The following is a 26,515-nucleotide window of genomic DNA, read 5'->3' as shown; positions in this document are numbered from 1 at the left end:
TCTCACTTCAGATAAGGGGTGCGAGTGATATTAACCACTTTAAAGTTCACGCTTTTTCCCTGGTACGGGAGGCTTATTTCATCGCCAATTTCACGGTCTAAGAGCGCTCTTGCCAGAGGGGTATCGAAGCTAACGATGGAATGCGCAGGATTACTTTCCCCAAAGCCTAAGATATGAATCAGACGTGCATTTCCGTCGTCATCCTTGAGGGTTACTGCATTACCTACCCCAATGAATTCGCACTCATTACTCAGGATGTGCTCTGTCGTTTCAACGAGCGTATGATTATTAAGGATGTTACTGAGTGCTGTAATTCGTGCCGGGAGTTCATATTCCGCTTTAGTCCGCAAAGCCAAGAATTCCGGATTTTCGCGCAAATCATTATCCAGTGACACCGTATGGCCTATCTTGCGATTACATTCGCGAATTTCGTCCTGCAACGCTTTTAACTCTTGCTGTACTCTGAGCAATCCTGCTCTGGTCAGATACATGTCAAACATTTAAATTCCTTGTGGCAATTTGGCCAATGATAGCTGGCTCTGTCAGATCCTGAAGGCGATAAGAATGATTACATTCCATCGGGAAAAAGTGGCGATTAACTGACTGACCATCCGCACTGCTTGTTGACTCCAGATCCAACTGTTCAATTGTGAACCCTTGCATGAGCTGGTTCTGGCGGGAAAAACTGGATGCCTTACGTATCACATTGCTTGGTGCCAGGCGAAAAACAGTGCCTTCACTTGCAAGCTCCCCATTTTTCCCGAAAGCGCGTTCGTGGTTAAGCGTAAGAGGTAAGTCAGGGCGTGAAGCAATAGCCTTATATTCATGGTATGCCTGCCCAAGATTACATATCTGGCCTGTTTCAATAGTAACTGCTTTATTGAACAAGCTGTTAGCAGGAAAATTGGCAATTTTCAGTGCACGAATATAGGACAAGAGCAATGGCACAACGTGTTCGCGGAGGTATTCGGCTGATTCAGGGTAATCAATCTCCAAAGCGCGGGCAGTAGCGCTCAGCTTTTCACATAATAGGGCAACATGCCCCCAAGTCTGGTCTTCTCCTGATGCTGTCGCCAGCAATAATGCGTTAAGAAGGTATCGCTCACCATCAATGAGACCACTGCCTGGCCGAGTGCCGATTTTCGGATAGAAATATTTAGCGAAATGATAACCTTCAGAAGTGCGCTCAACATCAATACCAAAATAGTATCCATCTTCATTCTCGAATTTATGCAAGTGATGTTGGGTCGTTCCGACTCCCCCGGTACTCAGAACCTCTCGGACGGTTTTATCCCATGACTGCAGATCAGGCGCGTTTATCTGCCAAACAGGAATGCCTGTAGCGGCGACGTTGAAATTATGAGAACCCGATCCCAGAACGGCAGGAAAAGCGTCAGTCAGGTCGCCTTCCTGTTGAGCAACGTAAGCGTAATTTCCTGCTTTCAATACAAAATGGCCATTGATTTGATCGGTAATCACATGGGTTGCGTGAACCATTGGGGCAAACCGAATTTCGGCACAAACACCTTTGCGACCCTCTTCTGAGGACAGCATTCCTTCACGGAACAGATTGAGAAAATGCGCGAGGTCTTTTTCAAATTCAGCACGATTTGCCAGTTGAGCACGTTCAGCCGCCTTACTCCAGCCATAGGTGTAAGGAGAGACCGACAGCCTGACACCTGCTATATAGCGCTGGTAATCATGACTAATACGTTTAAAAGCTGTTGCAATAGTGCTGTTATGGCGGCTAAACCCAACAGTAGCAATGCGGGTCTTTACGCCAAGGTTTTCATAAAGCAACTTCGCGAGTTGATCGATTTTTGGATACAGAGCCGGATCATTGTCCAGATAAGAGTACACCACGCCAGGCCGGTCTGACCGTTCATTGGCAATCAAGCTCTTACCCATAGCGAAGTAGCGTTCAAGCTGCTGCGGGTGCTGAAGGACCGATGCTGGCAGTGTGCCGTTTGTCGTGTTTTGTTCAATCGTAGCGATCCTGATGGCTGCAACAATATTCTCGAGAGCACCCCAGTCAAATTCGACTATGCGGCTGGAGGCCGATTGACTACAAAAGCTACACTTATTGAAGCAACCACTTTGCGGCTGTAGATGCCGCAAGCGGGTAAAAACTTCAGGGGGCAGGGTTCTGAATTGCAACGCCAGTGCCAGACGGTCTTTGATATTGCGTTCTGAAACATCCCCTTCGTTGTATAAATAACCATACCACGGCAGTGTCGTTTCATTGCCAGTACCTTGTTCATCGTTGACAAGGTCTGCATGTGTGACCTTCAGAGCACTTGTGGTATGCGCATTCATACTTCACTCCATCAGAAGACTATGTTAGTGTCTATTCAGTAGACATGCTAGTGACGAGTTAACAGATATGTCAACAGATGAATTACAAAATATTGCATCACTCCGTAATGGAGCGATGATCCTGACCAGACTGAAGTGGATTGATGAACAGCTGTTGTGGATGGGGGAGTTCAACAGGACCGAACTGGTCTATAAGTTCGGTATATCAACTCAGCAAGCCTCATCAGATATCAATCGCTATCAGGAACTGGCGCCTGATAATTTTGTGCTGGATTACAGTCATAAAGCGTTTTGCGCCACGGACTCATTTAGCCCGGTATTTGATTCAAATCCCATTACATGGTTGCAAAACAATACTAATGAGCTGAATCAGCGTATTTCCTTTGAAAATGTCGAGGGGGTGCCACAATTTGTCGAACCTCACATCTTCCGCACATTGAACCAATGTCATAAACGTAATATCCCGGCAATTATCAAAATGACATCACTTAAACAAAATGAAGTGATCACTCATATGATTTCGCCTCATTCGGTAGTTGCAACCACATTGCGCTGGCATGTAAGAGGATGGGATCATGATAATCACCGCTTCGGTGATTTCCCATTAACCAGAATTAGGGAAGTGACACCGAGCGACAGTAAAGATTGGGTATCTTCAGTAACAGATAATGAGTGGAATACCTTTGTGGATATCATTATCACGCCTTCGGACGGACTTTCACCCCTGCAACGTGAGTCACTGAGGAAATCCTTTGGCATGGTCAATGCGAGGCTAACTATTCCTGTTCGTCAGTGTTTAGCCTATTACCGTCTGGCTTCTATGCAGTTGTTAAGTGCTATTCGGGAATACAAAGGCCGCGCTGTTGATCCTAATCTTTTCATTACCGTTGAGAACTGGGAAGCGCTTAGACCTCTCGTACAGTCTTTACCTGATCCTGATGTATTTGCACCTCTCGACCTTGAAAATGATTTTGATCGCTTACGCAATATAAATCCGACCTATGTGGACGACAGATATACAGTCTCATCCGAACCACGAATGCTGTGGTTAGGGGCGGGTTTATCAAAGATTGCCGCTTCCTATGCTGATGAACTTTGTCAGCATAATGACATTAATTCCAGCTATAGCTCTTATTTATCGCTCATTAATCATCCCGGACTAAATAAAAAAACACCGGTAATTATTAGTATCGCGGGAAAACATGAAGATGCCGTCAATGCTGGAAAGTTAGTGTCTTCGAGATGTGTAGATGTCGGAGTGGTGTCATGTGATCATACATCAAAACTTGTAAAGGTCCTGGAAACATCCAACGTCAATATTCATGGAGCGTTCATTCCATTCCCTGAGCGAGATAAGCGATTTATCAACATACGCTCGGTGATTACCCTAAGTCAGAGTGTTGAGTGTTATGTGAGACAATTTCTTGATATAGATGTGAAATATCAAAGTATTAGCGAGGCTGTGAGGTTGCAGGCAGCCACGGTTTCCACTTTCCTTGCGAATATCCCTTCGTTTTCTGAAAAGAATCTCATCATACTGACAAACGGTGATCATGGCATGTTGCAGGAGACATGGCGGTCTTTGTTATGTGAGTCTGGGGTTCATTCACCCATGTTCTTTGATATAAAAGACTATACTCATGGCGACCATCGTTACGCGAGCATACGGCAAAATTGTTTTTACATTGTACTTTCAACCCCAGATATTAAAAAATTCGCAGATATCTTTACCGATCGCTTTAGTGAGCTGTTTTATGTCCACGTAATTGATCTTCCTCAGCCAATATCAGAACGATTCTGGAGCAACCTCTATATTGCTCTTCATATGACTCATGCGATGTCTTGTTATCTGGGTTATCAGGGAAGCAGGCCAGAAAAGAATGCTCTGGTTCACTCCTGGCGTGGCTGGGGAGAGATTCATACAAGTAACGAAGATGAAGTGAATGGCCAAGGATAAACAATTCATTTTCGAGGCGTTGATGACATCTGATTGCTTGGTCCTGATTTAAATGAAATCCCGACTGTCGCCGCGTAGACTGTGCCGACATTGTGCTTTACACTTCGCGCTGCAAAAATTAAGTAGCTAACAGATTAATCAGGCGGTAATGGCGATGAACGGAAAGATCACAACGTGGTTTAAAGATAAAGGTTTTGGATTTATCAAAGATGAGAACGGCGACAACCGCTATTTTCATGTGATTAAAGTCGCCAACCCGGAACTGATTAAAAAAGACGCCGCGGTGACGTTCGAACCCACCACCAATAATAAGGGCCTGTCAGCCTATGCGGTGAAAGTGGTGCCGGAAAGCAAATACATCTTTATCGCGGGCGAGCGCCTGAAGCTCACGTCGATCAAATCTTATCTGGTTTACAGCGAAGAGGTGCCTGCCGAGGCCCGCATTGATAAAGAGAATGCGGTGCTGTCCGTCGGCGCGTTAATGAATAGCATCCGACCTAAATCCACCGCAAAACCAGGTGAAACGCGCTCGCTGAAAAAACTGGCCATCACCACCTTCCAGGGGGCGACGCACATCTTTTCTGAAGATGAGATCGATATCGATGCCACAGTGAAAATGCTTAAACTCAAATAATCTGGATTGAATAACGGGCGAGCGAAGAGACAAAGATGACAAAACTTACCTTACAAGAGCAGATGCTGAAAGCGGGTTTAGTGACCAGCAAAAAAATGGCTAAAGTCCAGCGCACGGCAAAAAAATCACGGGTTCAGGCGCGCGAAGCTCGCGAGGCCGTTGAAGAGAATAAGAAAGCGCAGCTTGAGCGAGACAAACAGCTCAGCGAACAACAAAAACAGGCTACGCTATCGAAAGAATATAAAGCGCAGGTGAAGCAGTTGATTGAGATGAACCGCATCACCGTTGCGAAAGGCAATATTGAGTTTAATTTCACCGACAGTAATTTGATTAAAAAAGTGGTGGTGGATAAGGCGACGCAGGCGCAGTTAATCAATGGCCGTCTTGCCATTGCGCGTCTGGCAGGTAATAACAAAGATGAATACGAATACGCCATTATCCCTGCCAGCGTGGCCGATAAAATCGCCCAGCGCGACGCGGACAGCATCGTCCTTAATAGCGCGCTAAGCCAGGAAGAGCAGGACGAGGACGATCCGTACGCCGATTTTAAAGTGCCTGATGATTTGATGTGGTAACTGAGAGTGTCGTGACCGGCTGCCAATGATAATGTCCACGTCCTTCAGCCAGCGCGGGTTGCGCGGGTGACGTTTTTCCTTCCATGAACGACGGTTTACTCTTTATCGTGTAATGCACGGGGAGCTGAGCAGGATCCTGCACCTCATAGTCAATCCCTCCCTGCGATATCGAAATTTGATATTGTCAGGAGGCATTGACTCAAAAACAAACAGGGATAGACCCGATGATAACAAAAAGCCGAATTATCGTTGATTTTTCAATGTCAGTGCTTGAGCGCACCGAAGCAGGTAAGCTGATAAAAGCCTATGAGAAAGAGAGCATTAAACCCTACGGATCTATGGGTTTCATCAAGCGAGCCGCAGGGTATATTTTCATTTTTGCGGCGATGTTTACTCTTCTGCAAATGATTATGCAGATTATTGACGCCCCCCATGATGACAGCATGATGGCCCGGACCCGGGTGATAAATATCATTTTGCTCGCGCTGTTCGCGCTTTCACTGGCGTTGTTTAACCTTTATGACAGGCTGTTATGTAAGGCCATGAAAAAAAATGCAGCCGCGGAACAAACTGATGATGAGCTTGCTCAGAGAGTGAAGCTTACCCGGTATTATGTCGAAAACATCACCCATTCAGCGACCGGGCGCGTGTACTGGGAATATATTAAAACCAGTTACCGAAAAGGCGGCTTTATCTTTATTCATATGCGAAATGACAACTGCATTGTTATTCCTGAGAGGGTTTTTACTTCCGACAGTGAGGCCGCTGGTGCTGTAGACTTTATCCATGCGCAAATTGCCTGGAGGAAACAGCAGGCCGGATAAATCCCGACGATCGCAGAAGATAAACCCAGGGCAGAACGCCAACGCGGAGGATGTATTTGAAATTTACTTCGCTTCGCTAATTTGAGAACGCAGGATTGCGGTGAATTCTTTACGCTTTCTCGTGGCCCACTCAGGGTTGATGGAGAGCATTAATCGGTATTGCTTGCGGAAATAAATATCCCTGAATTCCCTTTCAGGTGAACTGTTTAATGCCGCATAGCGTGAAGCCAGGCCCGCCACGCTACATTCAACAAACCAATACAGAATCTCATCATCACTGGACGTGACTTTACGCGCTATTTCGACGCCTCTTTCACTGACAATAAAATGGTATTCCTGGTCATGAATTTCCAGCCAGGGGGTAGCCAGGCCATCCGGGCTATCAGGAATAATGAAGTAATGATTGGGCCTTATTCCTCCACCTAACTGCTCTCCAGTTTTGAGAAGCTCCGCCCGCAGTTCTTCAATCGTTTTCACAGGCTTTTATTTTTCTTGTAGGCTAACCATGCATTCCAGACATCCTCCGGATCGATATCGGGATAACCACGGCTGTTGGTCATATCTACTGCAAATTCTTCCGGCAACGCAATCGCGGTCGCATTATCGCGTATCGACTCAACTTCATCGCGGGTCAATTCCCGCCCAGTTGCTTTCTCTTTTGCTTCCAGCAAGGCCACAAGCGCAGGGATAAATACCATCGCCATTCTCAGTCAGGCTCCATTATGCGTTTAATTTCAATCATTCTGGCACAGATATGGCACTAATGTTCTGCCAGGCGCCGTCAAATCGTCAGCGTATCAATAACAGCGCGTAGCGCGGGTGAAGTCGTGCCGCCTTACAGAAACCGCACCCGCGCCCGGCAACCCGGCCCCGGGTTGCGGTTGTCGAGAATAAACTGCGCCTGGTGCAACTGTACGATGCGGGTGACAATGCTTAACCCCAGGCCAATTCCCCCGTAGCGGCGGTCCATACGCACAAAGGCTTTGCTGAGCTCGCCGCTTTTGGTTTCGTCAATGCCCGGCCCTTCATCTTCCACCACCAGCAACGGATGCGGGGTGGTTTCCACGCGAATAAACACGGTGGTATGTTCCGGGCTGTAGCGATGGGCGTTTTCCACCAGGTTACGCAGCATGGCGCGCAGCAGCGTCGCGTCGCCGCGCACGGTGACGTCCTGAGGGGCGACAACCTGTAGTTGCTGATGGCGGGTGTGCAGCATGGTCTCGAATTCTCCCCGCATCGGTTCAATCACCTCCGCCAGTAACGGCACCTGCTGATAATCGCCGGAGGCGAAGGATTGCCCGACCCGCGCCAGTTGCAGCAGCTGGGATACGCTTTGCGTCATTTGGTCGAGACGCTGTAATAGCGGTTTTACATCCACGTGATACGCCTTTTCAATCAGTTCCAGATGCAGCCGCAGCCCGGCGAGCGGGGTGCGAAGTTCATGGGCGACATCGGCGGTAAACAGCCGCTCGCGCTCCAGGGTGACGGTCAGCCGCGATACCAGATGATTAATGGCGTGAGTAACCGCATCAATTTCCCGTACCGAACTGACGTAGCCGATGGGTTCAAGGTTATCTTCGCTGCGGCTGTCGAGATGGCGCTGAAGCTCCAGCAGCGGGCGGGTGATCCATTTCACCGCCTGAAAACAGAGCAGCAGCGCCAGCGAAATCATAACCAGGCTGGGCAGCGCCAGGCTGGCCACCGCCTCGACAATCTCTTTTTCGATGTGCCACTGGTTGTTGCGGTTATGCAGCGCCTCGTCCACCAGAAAGGAGATCTGCTCTTTACTTTCGTGCCACAGCCACACCACGCTGATGGCCTGGCACACCACCAGAATCAGCCCGATCGCCAGCAGAAGGCGAAAGCGTAACGTGCGGTGGCTGCCCAGCCGGGTAATCAATGCCCTCATAGTGGTTCGCTTTCCTCGCCGGGCTTGATGAGCGCATAGCCGAAGCCGCGCACGGTGCGGATCGCCGCTTTGCCGATTTTGTCGCGCAGATTGTGGATATGGACTTCAAGGGTGTTGGTGGAGGGTTCGTTGTCCCAGTTATAGATGTCGTTATAGAGGATTTCCCGGTGTACCGGGTGGCCCGCCTTCAGCATCAAACGGCACAGAATGGCGTACTCCTTCGGGGTGAGCTCCACCTGCATGCCGTCGAGCCTGGCGATCCGGTGGGTCATATCCAGCGTCAGATTGCCCACCGCCAGGGTATTGTCCGCCTGGTTAGCGTGGCGGCGGATCAGGGCGCGAATGCGCGCCAGCAGCTCCTCCAGCGCGAAGGGTTTAATCAGATAATCATCGGCGCCGGCGTCCAGCCCGGCGATGCGCTCGTTCACCGAATCGCGCGCCGTCAAAATTAACACCGGCAGCATCATTTTCTGGCGACGCAGGCGCAGCAGCACATGCAGACCGTCCTCGTCGGGCAGGCCCAAATCGAGGATCAGCAAACTGTATTGCCCGGCCAGCAGACTGGCCTCCGCCGCCCGGGCAGTGGAGACGCCGTCGCACACGTAACCTTCGCCCTGAAGCGCCATCACCAGCCCCTGTAGCAGCAGCGCATCATCTTCTACGACTAATATTTTCATCGCGTTGTCCCCCTGCACGCCGCCACCAGATCGTCGGACGCAATATACTCTTTGGTTTGGGTGCCCGTCAGCCCCAGCATGGTTGAAAATAAATTATCCTGTGATGCGTCCTGTGCGGCGCGTTTATTCAGGCAATCCCGATCCACAGCATAGCGTTTTTGATAGTCGTCGGATAACCATACCAGCAGCGGCACATGTTTCTGGGTTGCCGGTGCGATGCGATAAGGCAGCCCATGTAAATAAATGCCGTCTTCGCCCAGCGACTCGCCGTGATCCGAGAGATAAACCAGGCTGGTGGTGAATCTGTCCTGGTGCGCTTTCAGTATATCGATCGCTTTCGACACCACATAATCGACGTATAACAGCGTGTTGTCGTAAGTATTGGTTAACTGTTCTGCCGTACAGGTCTGGATCTGATTGGTGTCGCAGGTGGGCGTAAATTTACGGAACTGCGGCGGATAGCGATTAAAGTAGGTCGGCCCATGGCTGCCGATGGTATGCAGAACAATCACGCCGTCGCCGGTCAGCTTGTCGATGTACTCATCCAGCCCATGGAACAGCACCTCGTCGTAGCATTCGCCTTCAATGCATTGACCGGGCAGGTTGAGCCGGGTCATATCCTGATGGGGTACGCGATCGCATGCGCCTTTGCAGCCGCCGTCGTTTTCATTCCACAACACCTGAATACCGGCGCGCTGGATAATATCCAACATGCCTTCCTGATGGTGAGCCAGCGCTTCGTCGTAGCGGGCGCGCGGCATATTAGAAAACATACAGGGCACGGAGACGGCGGTGGCGGTGCCGCAGGAGGTGGTATGCGGAAAATAGACCACGTTGCGCTGCGCCAGTTGCGGATTGGTTTGCCGCGCATAGCCGCCTAACGAGAAATTATCCGCCCGGGAGGTTTCCCCGACGATTAAAATAGTCAGGTTTTTCTTGCCCTGGCGCATCAGCGGGTTTTGCGTTGCATCCTCGCCGATTTTCACCAGCGGCAGGTTGTCTTCCCGGTTATGCACGTACCACGACCAGCTGGCGGCCACGGTATTGGACGGATTGATCGCCTTCACCAGCTCTTTGTTATTGCGAAACAGCGAGGCGTAATCTTTATAAAACAGCAGCGCCACGACGACGACGACGGCGGCGCAGCCAATCAGGCTCAGGGCGCGATGCGCAAAACGACGCCAGGACGCGGCCTCTTTTACCCGCACCCAGAATGCCAGCATCGCCATCAGCACGCCGGAAAACACCAGCGTCAGCGTGAGCTGCGGCGTAAGCAGGGCAAAGGTTTCGGAGGCGGTGGTGTCGAGCATATTGGCGATCATCGAACGATCCATGACGATGCCGTAGGTCAGGATAAAGTATTGCGTCGAGGCGCTGACCAGGATAAACAGCGCAATCACCAGCCGGTCCAGCTTCACCAGCGAGGCCAGGGTCGCGACGCTGCTGACCACACAAAAAATTACCAGCGGCATGGTGATAAACACCAGAATATTGCGTGGCGTGGTCAACGGAAACACGCGCAATATCTGATGGTAAAAAGCAAAATTTAAAAACAGGGCGATATAGGCCGAAAACAGGCTGATAAACGCAATCCGGCTCAGCGTCGGTCTTTTCAGGCGTGGGAAGGGCATAGCGGGGCATCCAGTCATTTCAATGTATGCAGGATGCCAAATTAAAATTAGGAAAAGCTTAAGAGACTTAAGGTTGGCCCCGGTACTTGAAGCGTTGCCGAAAACCTTTTACTGTGCGGGCGGTCCGGGGGCAGCAACAAAGGAGTATTTATGTCACCGCAAATTGGCGTTGGGGTATTGATTTTTCGTGACGGGAAGCTGCTGTTAGGGCGGCGCAAGGGCAGCCACGGCGCGGCGACCTGGTCCGCGCCCGGCGGGCATCTGGAGTATGGCGAAACGCCGGAAGCCTGCGCATGCCGGGAAACCGCCGAAGAGACCGGGCTAACGCTGAATCAACTCGAGGCGGGGCGGTTTGTCAGCGACGTGTTTCACGATGTGGGTAAACACTACATCACGCTGTTTATGGTGAGCCGTGACGCGCAGGGCGAGCCTGAATGCCGCGAGCCGGAAAAGTGCGACGGCTGGCAGTGGTTTTCCCCGGATGCGCTGCCGTCGCCGCTGTTCGCCCCGCTGCAAACGCTGATTGCGCGTTACGGGCTGGACGCGCTGCGTTAAACCACTTCCACCAGTTCGAACTCTTCGAACACCAGCTCCATCTCCGGCGCCCAGGTGCCTTCACGCTCGAAGAAGGCCTGGTGTGACGCTTGCCAGTACGCGAGGCTGAGATCGCCTTCGCCTTCACGGCTCGCCAGTTCGGCGGTCACGTCGCAATAGCGCACCACCCGCAGCACGGTGGTGCGGATCACGCAGACCGGCTCGTCGCGTCCGTTCAGGATGATGTTGTAGCTGCCGGGCAGTAGCGGCTCTTTGAGATACGAGACCAGCGCACCGCAGCTGGCGCGCTTACGTCCCTGTATCACCAGCGCGGCGAGTTCGTCGGCCATCTGCGGCGAATCGCCAAATCCCCAGATCGCTGCCTGGGGGTAACGTTGTTGAAGCCTTTGCAGGGCGGTTGTCATTTTTATTCCTTATTATTTGTCGATCGCGGAAAAATGTCCGGCGGTATCAATAGCAGGGCGCGATGAAAAAAGAAAATAAAATTTACCCGTGGCGAAAAAATAGCGTGATAAGCAAAGTCTCAGTAAAGAATTGAAAAGGGATTGAGTAAACCCAACGGCTATGGTTTAATTCCAGCGTGTTTAACTACCGAGGACAATTTTCATCCGCAACGAAGAGAAGCAATACCGCGGATAAGTTGGAAAATTATGGACAATCTGTTCAGGACGTTATTGTTATCCCCACAAGTATTCCCCCTTTCTTATCACCAATTTGGTGAACAGCACTGGCGCAACGCGCTTTAGTCCCTGCATGTGAATTCTGGCGTCTGCGCACCGCGTAGCCACGCGCTTAGCTTTATTTTTTCGGTTTGCCGCCATGAAATTGTGGCGCGGCAGGCTGTGGCGAATTATTTTCTCATGCAGGGGAAAAATCATGTTTTACTGGGCTTTATTAGGTCTGGCGATTATTGCCGAAATTACCGGAACGCTGTCATTAAAATGGGCCAGCCAGAGCGGAAGTTCCGCCGCATTTATTTTTATGCTGGTGATGATCAGCCTGTCTTATATTTTTCTTTCGTTCTCCGTTAAGCGTATCGCCCTTGGGGTGGCCTATGCCCTGTGGGAAGGCATCGGTATTTTAATTATTACGGTGTTCAGCGTCTGGTTATTTGATGAAAGCCTGTCGATGGTCAAAGTGGCGGGTTTAGCCACGCTGGTGGCGGGGATCGTGCTGATTAAATCGGGCACCCGTAAAGTGAAAAAGCCGCAGGCCGGGGGTTCTCATGTCGCAGTTTGAATGGATCCACGGCGCATGGCTGCTGATGGCGATTGTGCTGGAAATCGCCGCTAACATCTTTTTGAAATTCTCTGACGGTTTTCGCCGTCCGCTGTATGGCGTGTTTTCACTGCTGGCGGTGCTGGCCGCGTTTAGCGCCCTCGGGCAGGCGGTGAAAGGCATCGAGCTTTCCGTGGCTTACGCCTTGTGGGGCGGATTCGGCATCGCGGCCACCGTCGCGGCGGGCTGGATCCTGTTCGGCCAGCGCCTGAACCGCAAAGGCTGGGCCGGTTTAGCCCTGCTGCTGGTGGGTATGATCCTGATTAAACTCGCCTGACGTGCAGAACCCCGCCGTCGCGATCGCTACTGGGCCAGCTGCTCCAGCTTCTCCCGGAAACCGGTGACCGAAATGGCGCGGTTATCCGCGCGCCAGCGGTCTTTGGCTGCGGGTGCCGAACTTTGTACGCCAATCAACTGCCAGCCGTTTTCAGTATTGAGCATCAACGGCGAACCGCTATCGCCGGGCAGGGTATCACACTGATGCGACAGCACCGATTTCTGCGCCCAGCCGGTAACAATACAGTCCTGATGGCTATAGAGATTATCCAGATGATCTTCCGGATAACCCGCCTGGGTAACTTTACGATCGGCGGTTTTTAGCGCGGCGGTGAGATCTGCCCGGTCGCCGGCAAACAGCGGCAGCGGGGTAATCGCCGAAGGCGGGTTACGCAGCACAATCAGACCAAAATCATCCGGAGCGGCGGAGGGCGGCACGATCCAGCCATCGCCATCGGCCTTAAGCCGCCTGCCCAGATTTGATTCCACGCGGCCTTCAATGCCGTGAATTTCGTAACGCCATTTACCTTTGATAGACACAAAACGCAGCGCCACCGGCTTATCGAGCTTGCCGCGCGGCGGGGCCAGCAGGCAGTGCCCGGCGGTGAGCGCCAGATGTGAGGAGATCAGCGTCGCGGTGCACAGGTTGCCGCTTTCGGTCTCCAGTTGGCCGATAGCGTCCCACGGTGATTGCGTCGGATCGGTGATGCGCTGCCGGTCATCATGACCGAAAAACAGCGTCTTAACCTCGTTAGCAGTGGCTTCCGGCGGCTCGCCGACGTCCGCATGGGCAGGACAAACGCTCAGAAAAACGGTTCCCAGAATTAACACAACGGTTTTGCGCATATCACTCTCGGGTGGGGCAATTATGATTATTAAAGTAAACCCATTGATGTTGATTATAGACGGGCTGGTTATAAAGAGGGAATAAAATCAGCATGCTACGGGGCTTTACCAGTAGAACGAGGCCGATACCATGGCGCACAGAATGAGAGAGACAAAAAGGATCTCGAACAGATAACGGCGCATCTGAACCTGCCTTTTACGATAAGCGATGGGGGCACTATAGTGCTGATAATGCAGGGGTTCCGTGAGGCAGTGGTTACGACGTGTAACGCAATGTACAGCGCCGGGCGTTAACCCGGCGCGGCGTTTTACACATAGCGCGTTTCCAGATGCTTCCTGAAGTAGTGCGGATTGAGGTCTTCGCCAGTGGCGTTGATCACCAACTGCGCGGTGGTAAAGCGGCTGCCGTGCTGCCAGATGTTCTGGCGCAGCCAGTCAAACAGGGCGGTAAAGTCGCCGTTGGCGATGTCCCGATCGAGAGACGGCAGCGCCCGGCGGGCGGCGTGGAACAACTGGGCGGCGTACATGGCGCCTAACGTGTAGGACGGGAAGTAGCCGAAGCCGCCGTCAGTCCAGTGAATATCCTGCATACAGCCGTTGCGGTAATCGCCTTTAGTCGTCAGCCCCAGCCAGGCCTGCATCTTCTCATCCCACAGCGCCGGGATATCATCGACGTCTATTTCGCCTTCAATCAGCGCGCGCTCAATCTCATAACGCAGCACCACGTGCGCCGGATAACTCACTTCATCAGCATCTACGCGAATGTAGCCCGGCTTAACGCGCTGGTTCCATGCAATGTAGTTATCACGCTCAAACGCAGGCTGATCGCCAAAACGCGCGGTGATGTGCGGCAACAGGCGGGTAAGAAACGCTTCGCTGCGCCCTAATTGCATTTCGAAAAACAGGCTTTGCGATTCATGCAGTGCAGTAGAACGCGCCAGCGCCACTGGCTGGCCCAGCCACTCGCGCGGCAGATTCTGCTCGTAGCGGGCGTGGCCGGTTTCATGGATCACGCCGAACAGGGCGCTGAACAGTTCGTTTTCGTTATAGCGCGTGGTGATGCGCACGTCCTCCGGCACGCCGCCGCAGAACGGATGGGCGCTGACGTCCAGCCGGCCGCCGTCAAAATCAAAACCCAGCAGCTTCATGGCATCCAGCCCTAACTCGCGCTGCTGCGCGGTGGGGAATGGGCCCTGCGGCGCAATCAGGGTTTTCTGCGCCTGTTTCTCTGTGGCGCGGGTCAGTAAGTCCGGCAGCCAGCTTTTCAAATCGCCGAACAGGGTGTCGAGGCGCGCGCTGGTCATATCCGGCTCGTAGATATCCAGCAGGGCGTCATAGCGCGATCCGCCCCGATGAGCGGCCCGCAGCGCCGCCTCTTCGCGGCTGTATTTCACCACCTGTTTGAGGTTTTCCGCAAAGCCTTGCCAGTCGTTATTCGGGCGCTGGGTGCGCCAGGCGTGTTCGCAGCGGCTGCCCGCGAGGGATTTCGCCTCGACCAGCGATTCCGGCAGCAGTGCCGCCTGCTGATACTGGCGGGTCATTTCGCGCAGGTTGGCGCGTTCGAGATCGTTTAAATCTTCCTGCTCCGCGTCGGCCAACGCCCGCGCCACCTCCTGGCTGGTGAGGATTTGGTGGCACAGCACGCTCATTTCCGCCAGCGCTTCGGAACGCGCTTTACTGCCGTTGGGCGGCATCATGGCGAACATATCCCAACCGGCAATGGCTGAGAGGTGAGAGAAGCGGGACAGGCGAGCAAAAGTTTTGGTAAGTTTTTGATAATGAGTGTTTTCCATAAAGCCTCGTGTGCAGGTGGAGCGTAGTGTGAAAAGTACCACTACCGGGGCGGAAACACGAGGCCCGGAAATCAATGTGCGCGGTGGTGCAACCGCCAACCGGTCAGGATCGCCAGCAACAGCAGCAGGGCGATAAACCCGCCGACGCCGTTCCAGCCGTAGCGGTGCCAGAATATCCCGCCGAGCGTACCGGCCACGCTGGAGCCCACGTAATAGCTAAACAGATACAGCGATGAGGCCTGGCCTTTGGCGCGTTTCGCACGGTGACCGATCCAACTGCTGGCTACCGAATGGGCACCAAAGAATCCTGCCGAGAACAGCAGCATCCCGGTAAAGATCGCCCACAGCGACGGCAGCAGGGTTAACAGCAACCCGAGCAGCATAATGCCGGTAAAGCTGACCATGACCGGGCCGCGCCCGTAGCGTACCGACAGCGCGCCGGCCTTCGGCGAACTCCAGGTACCGGTGAGGTAAGCCACCGACAGCAGGCCCACTACCGCCTGGCTGAGATGCCACGGCGACAGCATCAGGCGGTAGCCGATATAATTAAACAGCGTCACGAACGCCCCCATCAGCAGGAAACCCACCGCGAACAGCAGCGGCAGACCATCATCCCGGCAGTGCAGGCGGAAGTTGATAAACAGACTCCTGGGCCGCAGCGAGGCGGGGCGGAAATGGCGCGACGCGGGCAGGATCTTCCAGAACATCAGCGCCGCCGCCAGCGCAAAACAGCCGATCGCGCCGACCGCCACGCGCCAGTCAAAGAAATCGGTGATCACGCCGCTCAGCAGGCGTCCGCTCATCCCGCCGATAGAGTTACCGCTGATGTACAGGCCCATGGAAAACGCCACAAAGCTTGGATGGATCTCTTCGCTTAAATAGGTCATGCCCACCGCCGCCACGCCGCTCAGCGACAGGCCAATCAGCGCGCGCATGATTAAAATCCCGTGCCAGCTGGTCATCTGGGTGGAAAGCAGCGTACAGCAGGAGGCCAGCAACAGGGCGGTAACCATCACGTTTTTTCGCCCGATGGCGTCAGACAGCGGCCCGGTAAACAGCAGCCCCAGCGCCATTAATCCGGTGGCGATTGAGAGCGAAATACTGCTGCTGGCCGGGGATACCCCAAATTCATGAGACAGCACCGGCAGGATCGGCTGTACGCAATACAGCAGGGCAAAGGTCGCCAGACCCGCTGAGAACAGCGCCAGCGTCACGCGCATAAACTGCGGCGTACCGCGGGTAATAAAGGAAGTGGGCTGAGGGGCATTAATGACGTCTGGCTGAACAGCCGAATCAGGCGAGACGGTGGATGTACGGCTCAAAACGGATCCTTGTGGATAACGGAACAGACTATTCACAGAGTAGAAAGCGCCAAATATTCTGTCTAATATATTAATAATCTCAAATGATATGTATTAAATATGAATATCGAACTTCGGCATTTGCGTTATTTCGTGGCGGTGGCGGAAGAGCTCCACTTTGGGCGGGCGGCGGCGCGGCTGAATATTTCCCAGCCGCCGCTCAGCCAGCAAATTCAAATTCTGGAAGCGCAGGTCGGGGCCAGGCTGCTGGCGCGTACCAATCGCAGCGTCAGCCTGACGGCGGCGGGGGCGCAGTTTCTGGCCGACAGCCGCCAGATTTTAAGCCAGGTCGAGGCGGCAGCGGTGCGTGCGGCACGCCTGCATCAGGGGGAAACCGGCGAATTGCGGATTGGCTTCACCTCTTCCGCGCCGTTTATCAAACCGATCTCCGATAGCCTGTCGCAGTTTCGCAAGGGGTATCCGGACGTGCATTTACAAACCCTGGAAATCAACACCCGGGCGCAAATCGCGCCGCTGAATGAGGGGGAACTGGAGCTGGGATTAATGCGCAATACCCCGCTACCCGACACCCTCGACTGGCAGCTGATTTTGCGTGAACCGCTGATGGCGATGGTGCACCGTGAAAATCCGCTGGCGGCCAGGCCCGCGATTTCGCTGCGCGAGCTGGCGGATCAGCCGTTTGTGTTTTTCGATCCCCATGTCGGCACCGGGTTGTATGACGATATTCTCGGCTTGCTGCACCGTTATGATGTGCAGCCGCTGATTGCCCAGGAAGTGGGCGAGGCGATGACCATTATCGGCCTGGTGGCCGCCGGGCTGGGCGTATCGATCCTTCCGGCGTCGTTCCAGCGCATTCAACTGAATGAAATGCGCTGGGTGCCGATAACGGAAGCCGACGCTGTTTCAGAAATGTGGCTGGTTTGGTCGAAACATCACGAGAAAAGCGCTGCCGCGCTGCGGTTTATGCAGCTACTGGACGAGGCGCTCGACGTGAGCAAAAACAGCGCAACGCCACGTTAAAACGTGCTGTAAATCACAACCATGACTAAAAATTTGACGGCTCGTGTTGATGTGCTTCACCATAGCGTAAGTTTATTTCGAAGCCCGAAAATAAAGGGAGATTGCAGTGGTTGCTGATAGTCAACCGGGCCATATTGATCAGATTAAACAGACGAATGCCGGTGTGGTGTATCGTCTGATAGACCAACTTGGCCCGGTGTCACGTATTGATCTTTCGCGTCTGGCGCAGCTGGCGCCTGCCAGTATCACTAAAATCGTCCGCGAAATGATTGAAGCGCATCTGGTGCAGGAAACCGAAATCCAGGAGCCGGGCAGCCGTGGTCGTCCCGCGGTAGGGTTGATGGTGGAAACCGAAGCCTGGCACTATCTGTCGGTGCGTATTAATCGTGGGGAAATCAACCTTGCGCTACGCGATCTCAGCAGCAAACTGGTGGTGGAAGAGCAACTGGCGCTGCCGCAGCAGGAGAGCCCGCCGCTACTGGAGCGCATCATCGCCCATATCGATCAGTTCTTTATTCGCCATCAGCAAAAGCTCGAACGGCTGACGGCTATCGCCATCACGCTACCGGGGATTATCGATACCGAAAACGGCGTGGTGCATCGCATGCCGTTTTACGACGTTCAGGAAATGCCCCTCGGCCCGGCGCTGGAAAGCCGCACCGGGGTGCCGGTATTTATTCAGCACGACATCAGCGCCTGGACCATGGCAGAGTCGCTGTTTGGCGCATCGCGCGGCGCGCGTGACGTGATTCAGGTGGTGATCGACCATAACGTCGGGGCGGGCGTCGTTACCGACGGCCGCCTGTTGCATGCCGGCAGCAGCAGCCTGGTGGAGATCGGCCATACCCAGGTCGATCCTTACGGTAAACGTTGCTATTGCGGCAACCACGGGTGCCTGGAAACCATCGCCAGCATCGATAGCGTGCTGGAGCTGGCGCAGCAGCGCATGAACCAGTCCATGGGTTCGATGCTGCACGGCCAGCCTCTGAATGTGGAGACGCTGTGCGAGGCGGCGCTAAACGGTGATTTGCTGGCGCGGGATATCATCGTCGGGGTAGGGACAAACGTGGGCCGAATTCTGGCGATCATGGTTAACCTGTTTAATCCGCAGAAAATCCTGATTGGCTCGCCGCTCAACCGGGCGTCGGCTATTTTGTTTCCGGCTATTGCCGGTTGTATACGCCAGCAGGCGCTGCCAGCCTACAGCCGTAATACGGTGGTGGAGAGCACGCAGTTTACCAATCAGGGTACGATGGCGGGGGCGGCGCTGGTCAAAGACGCGATGTATACGGGATCGCTGCTGATTCGTCTGTTGCAGGGTTAACAAATTTTCGTAATCCACTAAAAATTGCGCTATCTCAAGCTGACTCCAGACGTCTTCTCTTAGACTTTCACTATTGAATTATTCCGAATCAATATATTTTAAGAGCATAACCTGGAGTTTGTGATGTTTAAGCGTTTCTTTGTAACGGGTACAGATACAGCTGTTGGTAAAACGGTCGTTTCCCGTGCGCTGCTTCAGGCCCTGGCGGCGGAAGGGAAAAGCGTAGTGGGTTTCAAACCTGTCGCCAAAAGCAGTAAAGAGACGCCGGAGGGGTTACGCAATAAAGACGCCCTGGTGTTGCAAAGCGTGTCCACTCTGGCCCTGCCTTATTCAACGATTAACCCGATTGCGCTCAGCGAAGATGAAAGCAGCGTGGCGCACAGTTTCCCCATCAATTATTCCCTGTTGACCGATACCCTGAGCCAGCTCAGCGCGCAGGCCGACCACGTAGTGGTTGAAGGCACAGGCGGCTGGCGCAGCCTGATGAACGATTTGCGTCCGCTGTCGGAGTGGGTGGTCCAGGAACAGTTGCCGGTGGTGATGGTGGTGGGGATTCAGGAAGGGTGCATCAACCACGCCCTGCTGACCGCTCAGGCGATTGCCAGCGACGGCTTGCCCCTGGTGGGGTGGGTGGCTAACCGTATTAATCCGGGCCTGGCGCACTACGCGGAAATCATTGACGTGCTCCGCAAAAAAATCCCGGCGCCGTTAATGGGCGAGTTGCCGTATTTGCCGCGCGCCGAACAGCGCGAGCTGGCCCAGTACATTCAACTGCCCGCTGACCCCGTCAAACTGAGCGCCTGATAATCAAAAGGGATACTTTCGTATCCCTTTTTTGTTTATTCCCCGTGGATATTCAACGCCCGACGGGTTCGCCCTGAACTCAAATAGTCGGCGATATAATCTTGCGAAATCTCCCCGCTGTAGCGCCCGTCTTCATCGACAATCGGCATCCATACCGTGTTGTGTTCATACAAGCGTGACAGCACCACGCGCAGGTTGTCCTCCGCCTTGCCGGTAATACGGAACGGATGCAGGAGATCGCCGCAAACGCCCGTCGCGCCGCGCGCTTCCCGGCGCTTCACGAAGCCAATCGGTTTGGACTCGCTGTCCACGACGGTGACCGAGCGCTGATCGTTGTCATCCATGATCGCGAAGGCTTCAGATAACGGCGTCGACGCCTGCACCGTGATGGTCGGCTGCTGGTCGGTCACGTCACCGGCCTGTACCAGCAGCAGGCGCTTCAGGGTACGGTCCTGGCCCACAAACGAGCCGACAAACTCATTGGCCGGTTTCGCCAGCAGTTCATCCGGGCTGGCGCACTGCACGATGCGCCCCTGACGGAATACCGCAATACGGTCGCCGAGCTTCAGCGCTTCATCAATATCATGGCTCACCAGCATCACGGTCTTTTTAAGCTGGCGCTGCATTTCCAGAAACTGGTTCTGGATCACTTCGCGGTTAATCGGGTCGACCGCACCGAAAGGCTCATCCATCAGCAGTACCGGCGGATCCGCCGCCAGCGCGCGGATCACGCCGATACGCTGCTGCTGCCCGCCGGACATCTCTTTGGGGTAGCGATGAAGGAATTTTTTCGGATCCAGCGCCACCATGTCCATCAGCTCCGCCGCGCGCGCCTGGTAGCGGGCTTTATCCCAGCCCAGCATACGCGGCACAACGGTGATGTTCTCTTCAATGGTCATATTCGGGAACAGGCCGATTTGCTGGATCACATAGCCAATGTTGCGGCGCAGCGTCACGGTATCCATCTCTTGAGTGTCTTTACCGTTGATCAGAATAGTGCCGCTGCTGGGGGCGATAAGCCGGTTAATCATTTTCAGCGTGGTGGTTTTGCCGCAGCCGGAAGGGCCGAGCAGCACGCACATTTCGCCTTCCGGTACGTTGAGATTAACGTTATCCACGGCTTTAAAGGTCTGGCCGTTTTTCTGCGTGAACTGTTTGGTGAGGTTTTCCAGTTTTATCATTATCGTATCCCCTTCGGAGTCAGCAGCACCTGCAAACGGTGCAGCATCCAGTCAAGTACAATCGCCAACAGGCAAATCATTACCGCACCCGCGATCAGCATACGGATGTCGCTGCCGCCGATGCCGTTAAGCAAGAGCAATCCCAGGCCGCCCGCGCCGATCACTGCTGCGATCGCCATTACGCCGATGTTCATCACCACGGCGGTGCGAATGCCGCCGAAAATCACCGGCAGGGCAATCGGGATTTCCACCCAGCGCAGGCGCTGCCAGAAGGTCATGCCGATGCCGCGACCTGCTTCGCGCAGCCCCGGCGGCAGGCTCTCCAGTGCGGTGTGGGTGTTACGCACAATCGGCAGCAGCGAGTAAAGGAATACCGCCGTGACGGCGGGCACCGCGCCAATACCCTGACCGATCAGCGAAAACAGCGGGATCATCAGGCCGAACAGCGCGATGGACGGAATGGTCAGCATCACGGTGGCGATGCCGAGCACCGGCGTCGCCAGCCATTTATGACGCACGATCAGCACGCCCAGCGGCACGCCAATAACAATCGCCATCCCAACCGCCAGACCCACCAGCCACAGGTGCTGGAGAGTCAACTCGCCGATATACCCGGCGTTATCCATCATGTAATGAATCGTTTCCATCGGGACGCCTCCTTAAAGCAGCTTGTGCTGTTGCAGAAATTCGCGCGCCACTTTCTGGGGCGATTCATGGTCGATATCCACCTTTGCGTTGAGCGTGGAGATGACATCGTTATTCAGCAGGCCGGAAAGGGTGTTCAGCGCGTCCTCCAGGCCCGGATTGGCATCCAGGATCGGTTTACGCACCACCGGCGTTACCGCGTAGCTGGGAAAGAAACCTTTGTCATCTTCCAGCACTTTCAGATCAAAGCCTTTGACGCGCCCGTCGGTGGTGTAAATCAGCCCGGCATCGACAAACCCGTCGCGAATGGCGTTATACACAAGGCCCGGGTCCATCTGGCGGATCTGCGGGCGGTCCAGATGCATATTGTAAGCCTGTTGCAGCGGCTTCATGCCGTCGCTGCGTCCGGCGAACTCCAGATCAAGGCCCAGCAGCCAGTTATTTTTGGGGTCATGCTCACGTAAGTCGTCCATCCGCTCCACCATCTGCGACAGGGTGGTAATGCCTTCTTTTTCAGCCCGTTCGCGCTGCATGGCGAATGCGTAGGTGTTGTTCATGTCCGCCGGTTTCAGCCACACCAGCCCAAGTTTGGCGTCGAGGCGTTTGACCGTATCGTAGGACTCCTGCGGGGTCATACGTTTGTCGATTTTGTTAAAGATAATCAGCGAGGTGCCGGTGTATTCCCAGGTGATATCGATCTGGTTATTGACCATCGCATTGCGGGAAATCACCGCCGCAATGTTGGTTTTCGGCTGGATCTGAAAGCCTTTCTTTTGCAGATACATCGTGGTCATGGCGGAAAGGATATGCTGTTCAGTAAAGCCCTTGGTCGCCAGCACAATCGGCGCGGCCTGCGCCACGCTGGCGAACAGGGCCGTTGCCGTGAAAGCGGCCAGCAGGCGGGACAAAAATTTCATGGTTCGCTCCTTGTTATAATTATCAGGCGGTGTGCGGGCTCATCAGGCGGCCCAAACCCGCCAGTGCCAGATCCAGAATCATGGCGAACAGCGCCGTGGCGGCCGCACCCAGAATCAGCGTCGGGAAATCGTTCAGATAAATGCCGGGGAAAATCAGCTCGCCGTAGCTGCTGGCGCCAATCAGGAACGCCAGCGGCGCGGTCCCGACGTTAATCGCCGTGGCGATACGGATACCGGACAGCATCACCGGCCAGGCGTTAGGCAGTTCAACCTGGCGCAACTGTTGCCAGCGCGTCATCCCGATGCCTTTAGCGGCTTCAATTAACGAGGCGGGGACTGAGCACAGCCCGGCGTAAGTGTTGCGCACGATGGGCAGCAGTGAGGCGAGGAATAACGCGATAATCGCGGGGCGATCACCGATACCGATGATGACCATCGCCAGTGCCAGTACTGCCAGCGGCGGCAAGGTATTACCGACGTTAAAGATTTGCATCACATATTCAGCAAACCGACGGGCGGCGGGGCGGCTAAGCAAAATGCCGCTGGGAATGCCCACGGCCAGCGCCAGCGCCATTGAGCTGAACACGAGGATCAAATGCTGTTTCCCGAGATAGAGTAAATCGACCTGACGCGCCCTGATGGTTTCCATACCGACGCCCCAGGCGATTAAGCCTGCCACGACGATAAGTGCCACGAGCGCCATCACTGCGCGAAGTGCGAGGTTTTTATACATTGCGGTGTGTCTCCCTGAGCACGCTTTATCGAATTGTTATGCCTGGTGTTGGCAGCGTGTTAAGAGCTATAGCAATGCGTCGGGAAGGATTCCAGTTTGCGAACCCTTAACAGAATAATGGTTTATGCACAGAACCATTAGTTTGGCCTTATATCGCCGGGTTATAGGGCCGAACGTAAAGAATTGTCTTAAACTGAAAATCGCTTCGTGACGTTGTCACATTTTAAATCTGTAACCCGAGAATGTAGCGCGGGACAGGCGATGTTTGTGTGGGGTTCATCCGGTATTGCAGGGACCGCAAAAACAGAAAATACGAGCGGGAAATAAACGCCCGGGCGTTTTATGAACAAATTCATGCGGATAATGCTTTTCCTTGCGTCATAAAACCCTGGCGCACCGCGTGGGGTAATAATATTTAATTCACGATATGTGACATAATCCCCAGGGATGGAATAAAATATTCCTTACACTGTGACCACGTTGCAAAAAATGAGGCCAATATGAGTATCGATTTAAGCCAGCTACTGACTGAACGCCGGAACCCCCTGAGCAATAACATTGATACGTTATCCACTCTGGAGATGCTGACCGTAATGAATAACGAAGACCGGCGCGTACCAGAGGCGATCACGCCTTATCTGCCGCAAATCGCCCAACTGGTGGATCGCGTGGCGCAGGCGTTTGCTGAAGGCGGCCGGTTGATCTATATCGGTGCGGGCACCTCAGGCCGCCTCGGCATTCTGGATGCCAGCGAATGCCCGCCAACGTTCGGTACTCCCCCTGAGCAGGTGGTGGGCATTATTGCGGGCGGCCATAAAGCCATTTTAAGCGCGGTGGAAAATGTTGAAGATAACCGCGAACAGGGCGCAGCGGATCTGAAAGCGCTGAACTTCAGCGCGAAAGATGTGCTGGTGGGCCTCGCGGCCAGCGGCAGAACGCCTTACGTTTTAGGGGCGATGGCCTGGGCGAAATCGCAGAATGCCAGCGTTGCGGTGGTGAGCTGCAATCCGCAAAGTGAGATGGCGGCGCTGGCGGATATCGCGATTACGCCTGCTGTTGGCCCCGAAGTGGTCACCGGTTCGACCCGTCTGAAAGCGGGCACCGCCCAGAAACTGGTGCTCAACATGATCACCACCGGCGCGATGATCCGCAGCGGCAAGGTTTACAGCAATCTGATGGTGGATGTGGAAGCCACTAACGCCAAGCTGATCGAACGGCAGATTTCTATCGTGATGGATGCCACCGATTGCGACCGCGAAACGGCGCAGGCGGCGCTCCAGCAATGCAACCGCCATTGTAAAACCGCCATTGTGATGGTGCTGTCGGGCCTTGACGCCGCGCAGGCTGGTGCGGTGCTGGAACAAAATAACGGATTTATTCGCCTGGCGTTACACAACGCCTGAAGGAAACAAAATGGCAAAAATAACCAGCGAGATGATAGCGCGGATAACTGACGCGGTGGGCGGAAGCGCCAACGTGGCGCAGTGCGGTAACTGCATGACGCGGCTGCGGCTGACTTTGCGTGACGATACCCGTGCCGACGTCGCGGCGATCCGTCAGATCCCCGGCGTGCTGGGTGTGATTGAAAGCGACGAGCAGTTCCAGATTGTGCTGGGTCCGGGTAAAGCCCAGGCGGCGGCGGAAATGATGAATCACTCTCTGGAAAGCGCGCCCGTCGCGGCTTCCAGCGAGAACCAGAGCCTCGAAGCCATCGCGGCGCAGAAAAAGCAGCAGTTGAAAGGCAGGCAGACCAGCAGCGTGCAGAAGTTCCTCGCGAAATTCGCCACCATTTTTACGCCGCTGATCCCGGGGTTTATCGCCGTGGGGCTGCTGCTGGGGTTCGCGACGCTCGCCGAGCAGGTTTTCGTGCTGGGTAAGCCGTCACCCAACGGCGCGCTGGTTGAGACCATCAGCTATATGAAGGTGTTCAGCAAAGGGATGTTTACTTTTCTGAGCATCCTGATTGGCTACAACGCACAAAAAGCGTTTGGCGGATCGGGCGTTAACGGGGCGATTATCGCCGCGCTGTTTGTGCTCGGCTACAACCCCGATGCTACCGTGGGCTTCTATTCCGGTATCTCTTCGTTCTTTGGTCACACCATCGATCCGCGCGGCAACATTATCGGCGTGCTGATTGCCGCCATTCTCGGGGCGTGGGTCGAGAAGCGGGTACGCAGCATGATGCCTGCCAATCTGGATATGATCTTAACCTCCGCCGTGACGCTGCTGATCATGGGCGCGGTGACCTTTATCGTGATAATGCCGGTGGGCGGTTATCTGTTCAGCGGTATGTCCTGGCTGTTCCTGCACCTCAACGGCAACCCGTTCGGTTCGGCGGTGCTGGCGGGGCTGTTTCTCCTGGCGGTTATGTTCGGCGTCCATCAGGGGTTTGTGCCGGTCTATTTCGCACTGATGGAAGCGCAGGGCTTTAACTCGCTGTTTACCATTCTGGCGATGGCCGGGGGCGGCCAGGTAGGGGCGGCGCTGGCGTTATACGTACGTGCAAATAAAGAGGCGTTACTGCGTACCCAGATTAAAGGGGCAATTATCCCGGGGTTATTGGGTATCGGCGAGCCGCTGATTTATGGCGTGACGCTGCCACGGGTGAAACCGTTTATCACCGCCTGTCTCGGCGGGGCCTGCGGCGGGTTTTTTATTGGCCTGGTGGCCTGGATGGGCTTGCCGGTGGGGCTGAATACCGTGTTCGGTCCGTCGGGGCTGGTGGCGCTGCCGTTGATGACCTCGGGCAGCGGCATTTACGCCGGGATGGCGGTCTATGCGGCAGGCTTGCTGGTGGCCTATCTGTCCGGGTTTATTCTGACGTGGCTGTTTGGCAGTAAAAATATCGACTTAAGTTAACCGTTTTCCTCCGGCGTCAGGCCGGAGGAAGGGCGTTACTGCGGCTCGTTCTGCGAGCCGTCCTGCGCCGCTGGCGGGTTGCCCGGCGCGTTACCGCTGCTGGTGCGGGTATAGAGGATTTTGTGCGTGTCGTTGGCGCAATGTCCCACCACCTGCGCATCCACCTGATCAACCTGATCGCCAGGCACAATCGTCAAGCTAAAGCTGGTTTCCGGTACGCCGTTATTGATGATTCGCTGCTGAATATCGGCTTTCACCCGTTCACACGACTCCGGCGCGGCGAACGCCGGTGCGGCTAAAATTAACAAACAGGCGCCAGTCCAGGATAAACGCTTCATATCAGCCTCCTTTTTGGTTGGGCTCAGGGTTAAGCATAGCAGCCATAGTGTAAATCTCTGTATTTGCTTATATCATAAGCGTTGTTTTCAGACGGGAGGAA

General features: G+C 54.3%; 30 protein-coding genes. 13 read left to right on the top strand and 17 right to left on the bottom strand.

The window, feature by feature from the left end; translation table 11 throughout:
* Positions 1 to 2 precede the first annotated feature (2 nt).
* Together GV764_RS17520 and GV764_RS17515 are read right to left on the bottom strand one after the other, a co-directional pair.
* On the bottom strand, positions 3 to 500 hold the full coding sequence (locus GV764_RS17520) for a GreA/GreB family elongation factor (protein WP_161661230.1): 498 nt from the start codon (positions 498 to 500) through the stop codon (positions 3 to 5).
* Positions 493 to 2,316, bottom strand: a complete 1,824-nt coding sequence (locus GV764_RS17515) for a hypothetical protein (RefSeq protein ID WP_161661229.1) — start codon at positions 2,314 to 2,316, stop codon at positions 493 to 495. The genes GV764_RS17520 and GV764_RS17515 overlap by 8 nt, the downstream gene beginning before the upstream one ends.
* A gap of 67 nt (positions 2,317 to 2,383) precedes the next feature.
* On the opposite strand from GV764_RS17515, the gene GV764_RS17510 reads away from it, so the two are divergent.
* The 4 genes from GV764_RS17510 (at position 2,384) to GV764_RS17495 (ending at position 6,306) form a co-directional block, all read left to right on the top strand.
* Positions 2,384 to 4,273 (top strand): BrxR family helix-turn-helix transcriptional regulator, encoded by a 1,890-nt coding sequence (locus tag GV764_RS17510; protein ID WP_161661228.1) that lies wholly within the window; start codon positions 2,384 to 2,386, stop codon positions 4,271 to 4,273.
* Between the two features lie 148 nt (positions 4,274 to 4,421).
* Positions 4,422 to 4,907, top strand: coding sequence for a cold-shock protein (locus tag GV764_RS17505; protein WP_161661227.1), 486 nt, complete (start codon positions 4,422 to 4,424; stop codon positions 4,905 to 4,907).
* 35 nt (positions 4,908 to 4,942) lie between these two features.
* Positions 4,943 to 5,482 (top strand): DUF2058 domain-containing protein, encoded by a 540-nt coding sequence (locus tag GV764_RS17500; protein ID WP_161661226.1) that lies wholly within the window; start codon positions 4,943 to 4,945, stop codon positions 5,480 to 5,482.
* Between the two features lie 194 nt (positions 5,483 to 5,676).
* Positions 5,677 to 6,306 (top strand): YcxB family protein, encoded by a 630-nt coding sequence (locus tag GV764_RS17495; RefSeq protein ID WP_236651896.1) that lies wholly within the window; start codon positions 5,677 to 5,679, stop codon positions 6,304 to 6,306.
* A 63-nt stretch (positions 6,307 to 6,369) separates the two neighbouring features.
* On the opposite strand, the gene GV764_RS17490 is transcribed toward GV764_RS17495, so the two are convergent.
* The 5 genes from GV764_RS17490 to eptA all read right to left on the bottom strand — a co-directional run bounded on the left by GV764_RS17490 (position 6,370) and on the right by eptA (position 10,523).
* Positions 6,370 to 6,783 (bottom strand): Imm63 family immunity protein, encoded by a 414-nt coding sequence (locus GV764_RS17490; protein WP_161661225.1) that lies wholly within the window; start codon positions 6,781 to 6,783, stop codon positions 6,370 to 6,372.
* Entirely contained in the window at positions 6,780 to 7,010 is a 231-nt protein-coding gene (locus GV764_RS17485; protein ID WP_161661224.1) for a hypothetical protein, read from the bottom strand. The genes GV764_RS17490 and GV764_RS17485 overlap by 4 nt, the downstream gene beginning before the upstream one ends.
* Before the next feature lie 131 nt (positions 7,011 to 7,141).
* Positions 7,142 to 8,215 (bottom strand): two-component system sensor histidine kinase PmrB, encoded by a 1,074-nt coding sequence (pmrB, locus tag GV764_RS17480; protein ID WP_161661223.1) that lies wholly within the window; start codon positions 8,213 to 8,215, stop codon positions 7,142 to 7,144.
* Positions 8,212 to 8,892, bottom strand: a complete 681-nt coding sequence (gene pmrA, locus GV764_RS17475; protein ID WP_161661222.1) for a two-component system response regulator PmrA — start codon at positions 8,890 to 8,892, stop codon at positions 8,212 to 8,214. The genes pmrB and pmrA overlap by 4 nt, the downstream gene beginning before the upstream one ends.
* Positions 8,889 to 10,523 (bottom strand): phosphoethanolamine transferase EptA, encoded by a 1,635-nt coding sequence (eptA, locus tag GV764_RS17470; RefSeq protein ID WP_161661221.1) that lies wholly within the window; start codon positions 10,521 to 10,523, stop codon positions 8,889 to 8,891. The genes pmrA and eptA overlap by 4 nt, the downstream gene beginning before the upstream one ends.
* Positions 10,524 to 10,673: 150 nt before the next feature.
* Here eptA and GV764_RS17465 point away from each other — a divergent pair, with 150 nt between their 5' ends.
* Positions 10,674 to 11,078: a nucleotide triphosphate diphosphatase NUDT15 gene (locus tag GV764_RS17465; RefSeq protein ID WP_161661220.1), complete on the top strand. Its 405-nt coding sequence runs from the start codon at positions 10,674 to 10,676 to the stop codon at positions 11,076 to 11,078.
* On the opposite strand, the gene GV764_RS17460 is transcribed toward GV764_RS17465, so the two are convergent.
* Positions 11,075 to 11,482, bottom strand: a complete 408-nt coding sequence (locus GV764_RS17460; protein WP_161661219.1) for an ASCH domain-containing protein — start codon at positions 11,480 to 11,482, stop codon at positions 11,075 to 11,077. The two genes, GV764_RS17465 and GV764_RS17460, sit on opposite strands and share 4 nt — an antisense overlap.
* A 246-nt stretch (positions 11,483 to 11,728) precedes the next feature.
* On the opposite strand from GV764_RS17460, the gene GV764_RS22420 reads away from it, so the two are divergent.
* From GV764_RS22420 to mdtI, 3 genes are all read left to right on the top strand, one after another.
* The gene (locus tag GV764_RS22420; RefSeq protein ID WP_476561223.1) at positions 11,729 to 11,824 is read left to right on the top strand and encodes a protein YdgV; all 96 of its coding nucleotides are present in this window, start codon (positions 11,729 to 11,731) and stop codon (positions 11,822 to 11,824) included.
* A 127-nt stretch (positions 11,825 to 11,951) separates the two neighbouring features.
* The gene (gene mdtJ / locus GV764_RS17455) at positions 11,952 to 12,317 is read left to right on the top strand and encodes a multidrug/spermidine efflux SMR transporter subunit MdtJ (RefSeq protein ID WP_328515182.1); all 366 of its coding nucleotides are present in this window, start codon (positions 11,952 to 11,954) and stop codon (positions 12,315 to 12,317) included.
* Positions 12,304 to 12,633 (top strand): multidrug/spermidine efflux SMR transporter subunit MdtI, encoded by a 330-nt coding sequence (gene mdtI, locus GV764_RS17450; protein ID WP_161661217.1) that lies wholly within the window; start codon positions 12,304 to 12,306, stop codon positions 12,631 to 12,633. The genes mdtJ and mdtI overlap by 14 nt, the downstream gene beginning before the upstream one ends.
* 26 nt (positions 12,634 to 12,659) lie before the next feature.
* Here mdtI and GV764_RS17445 read toward each other — a convergent pair whose 3' ends face one another.
* From GV764_RS17445 to GV764_RS17435, 4 genes are all read right to left on the bottom strand, one after another.
* Positions 12,660 to 13,478 carry a trypsin-like serine peptidase gene (locus tag GV764_RS17445; protein WP_161661216.1) on the bottom strand — a complete coding sequence of 273 codons (819 nt, stop codon included), beginning with the start codon at positions 13,476 to 13,478 and terminating at the stop codon, positions 12,660 to 12,662.
* Between the two features lie 105 nt (positions 13,479 to 13,583).
* Positions 13,584 to 13,661, bottom strand: a complete 78-nt coding sequence (gene ydgU / locus GV764_RS22415; protein ID WP_455708647.1) for a small membrane protein YdgU — start codon at positions 13,659 to 13,661, stop codon at positions 13,584 to 13,586.
* Positions 13,662 to 13,786: 125 nt separating this feature from the next.
* A complete protein-coding gene (locus tag GV764_RS17440; protein WP_161661215.1) occupies positions 13,787 to 15,271 on the bottom strand; it encodes a carboxypeptidase M32 in 1,485 nt (494 codons plus the stop codon).
* A 71-nt stretch (positions 15,272 to 15,342) separates the two neighbouring features.
* Positions 15,343 to 16,593: an MFS transporter gene (locus GV764_RS17435; RefSeq protein ID WP_161661214.1), complete on the bottom strand. Its 1,251-nt coding sequence runs from the start codon at positions 16,591 to 16,593 to the stop codon at positions 15,343 to 15,345.
* Positions 16,594 to 16,692: 99 nt separating this feature from the next.
* On the opposite strand from GV764_RS17435, the gene GV764_RS17430 reads away from it, so the two are divergent.
* From GV764_RS17430 to bioD, 3 genes are all read left to right on the top strand, one after another.
* Positions 16,693 to 17,613, top strand: coding sequence for a LysR family transcriptional regulator (locus GV764_RS17430; protein ID WP_161661213.1), 921 nt, complete (start codon positions 16,693 to 16,695; stop codon positions 17,611 to 17,613).
* 106 nt (positions 17,614 to 17,719) lie between these two features.
* Positions 17,720 to 18,937 (top strand): sugar metabolism global transcriptional regulator Mlc, encoded by a 1,218-nt coding sequence (gene mlc, locus GV764_RS17425; RefSeq protein ID WP_161661212.1) that lies wholly within the window; start codon positions 17,720 to 17,722, stop codon positions 18,935 to 18,937.
* A gap of 123 nt (positions 18,938 to 19,060) precedes the next feature.
* Complete coding sequence (bioD, locus tag GV764_RS17420) at positions 19,061 to 19,741, top strand: dethiobiotin synthase (protein WP_161661211.1); 681 nt, start codon at positions 19,061 to 19,063, stop codon at positions 19,739 to 19,741.
* A 35-nt stretch (positions 19,742 to 19,776) separates the two neighbouring features.
* Here bioD and osmV read toward each other — a convergent pair whose 3' ends face one another.
* The 4 genes from osmV to osmY are packed head-to-tail and all read right to left on the bottom strand — an operon-like array spanning position 19,777 to position 23,187.
* Complete coding sequence (osmV, locus tag GV764_RS17415) at positions 19,777 to 20,922, bottom strand: osmoprotectant ABC transporter ATP-binding protein OsmV (protein ID WP_161661210.1); 1,146 nt, start codon at positions 20,920 to 20,922, stop codon at positions 19,777 to 19,779.
* Positions 20,922 to 21,569: an osmoprotectant ABC transporter permease OsmW gene (gene osmW, locus GV764_RS17410; RefSeq protein WP_144129654.1), complete on the bottom strand. Its 648-nt coding sequence runs from the start codon at positions 21,567 to 21,569 to the stop codon at positions 20,922 to 20,924. Before osmW ends, osmV begins: the two co-directional genes overlap by 1 nt.
* 12 nt (positions 21,570 to 21,581) lie before the next feature.
* Complete coding sequence (osmX, locus tag GV764_RS17405) at positions 21,582 to 22,484, bottom strand: osmoprotectant ABC transporter substrate-binding protein OsmX (protein ID WP_161661209.1); 903 nt, start codon at positions 22,482 to 22,484, stop codon at positions 21,582 to 21,584.
* Positions 22,485 to 22,506: 22 nt separating this feature from the next.
* Positions 22,507 to 23,187 carry an osmoprotectant ABC transporter permease OsmY gene (osmY, locus tag GV764_RS17400; RefSeq protein ID WP_439954652.1) on the bottom strand — a complete coding sequence of 227 codons (681 nt, stop codon included), beginning with the start codon at positions 23,185 to 23,187 and terminating at the stop codon, positions 22,507 to 22,509.
* A 530-nt stretch (positions 23,188 to 23,717) separates the two neighbouring features.
* Between osmY and murQ the strand changes: the two genes are divergently transcribed.
* Entirely contained in the window at positions 23,718 to 24,620 is a 903-nt protein-coding gene (murQ, locus tag GV764_RS17395; protein ID WP_161661207.1) for an N-acetylmuramic acid 6-phosphate etherase, read from the top strand.
* Between the two features lie 10 nt (positions 24,621 to 24,630).
* Entirely contained in the window at positions 24,631 to 26,076 is a 1,446-nt protein-coding gene (murP, locus tag GV764_RS17390; RefSeq protein ID WP_161661206.1) for a PTS N-acetylmuramic acid transporter subunit IIBC, read from the top strand.
* A gap of 35 nt (positions 26,077 to 26,111) precedes the next feature.
* Here murP and GV764_RS17385 read toward each other — a convergent pair whose 3' ends face one another.
* The gene (locus GV764_RS17385; RefSeq protein WP_161661205.1) at positions 26,112 to 26,414 is read right to left on the bottom strand and encodes a DUF1161 domain-containing protein; all 303 of its coding nucleotides are present in this window, start codon (positions 26,412 to 26,414) and stop codon (positions 26,112 to 26,114) included.
* Between the last annotated feature and the right edge of the window lie 101 nt (positions 26,415 to 26,515).

The sequence above is a fragment of the Atlantibacter hermannii genome, from assembly GCF_009907385.1.
GTDB classification, from domain to species: Bacteria; Pseudomonadota; Gammaproteobacteria; order Enterobacterales; family Enterobacteriaceae; genus Atlantibacter; species Atlantibacter hermannii_A.
This window is presented reverse-complemented; position numbering and strand designations above follow the sequence as displayed.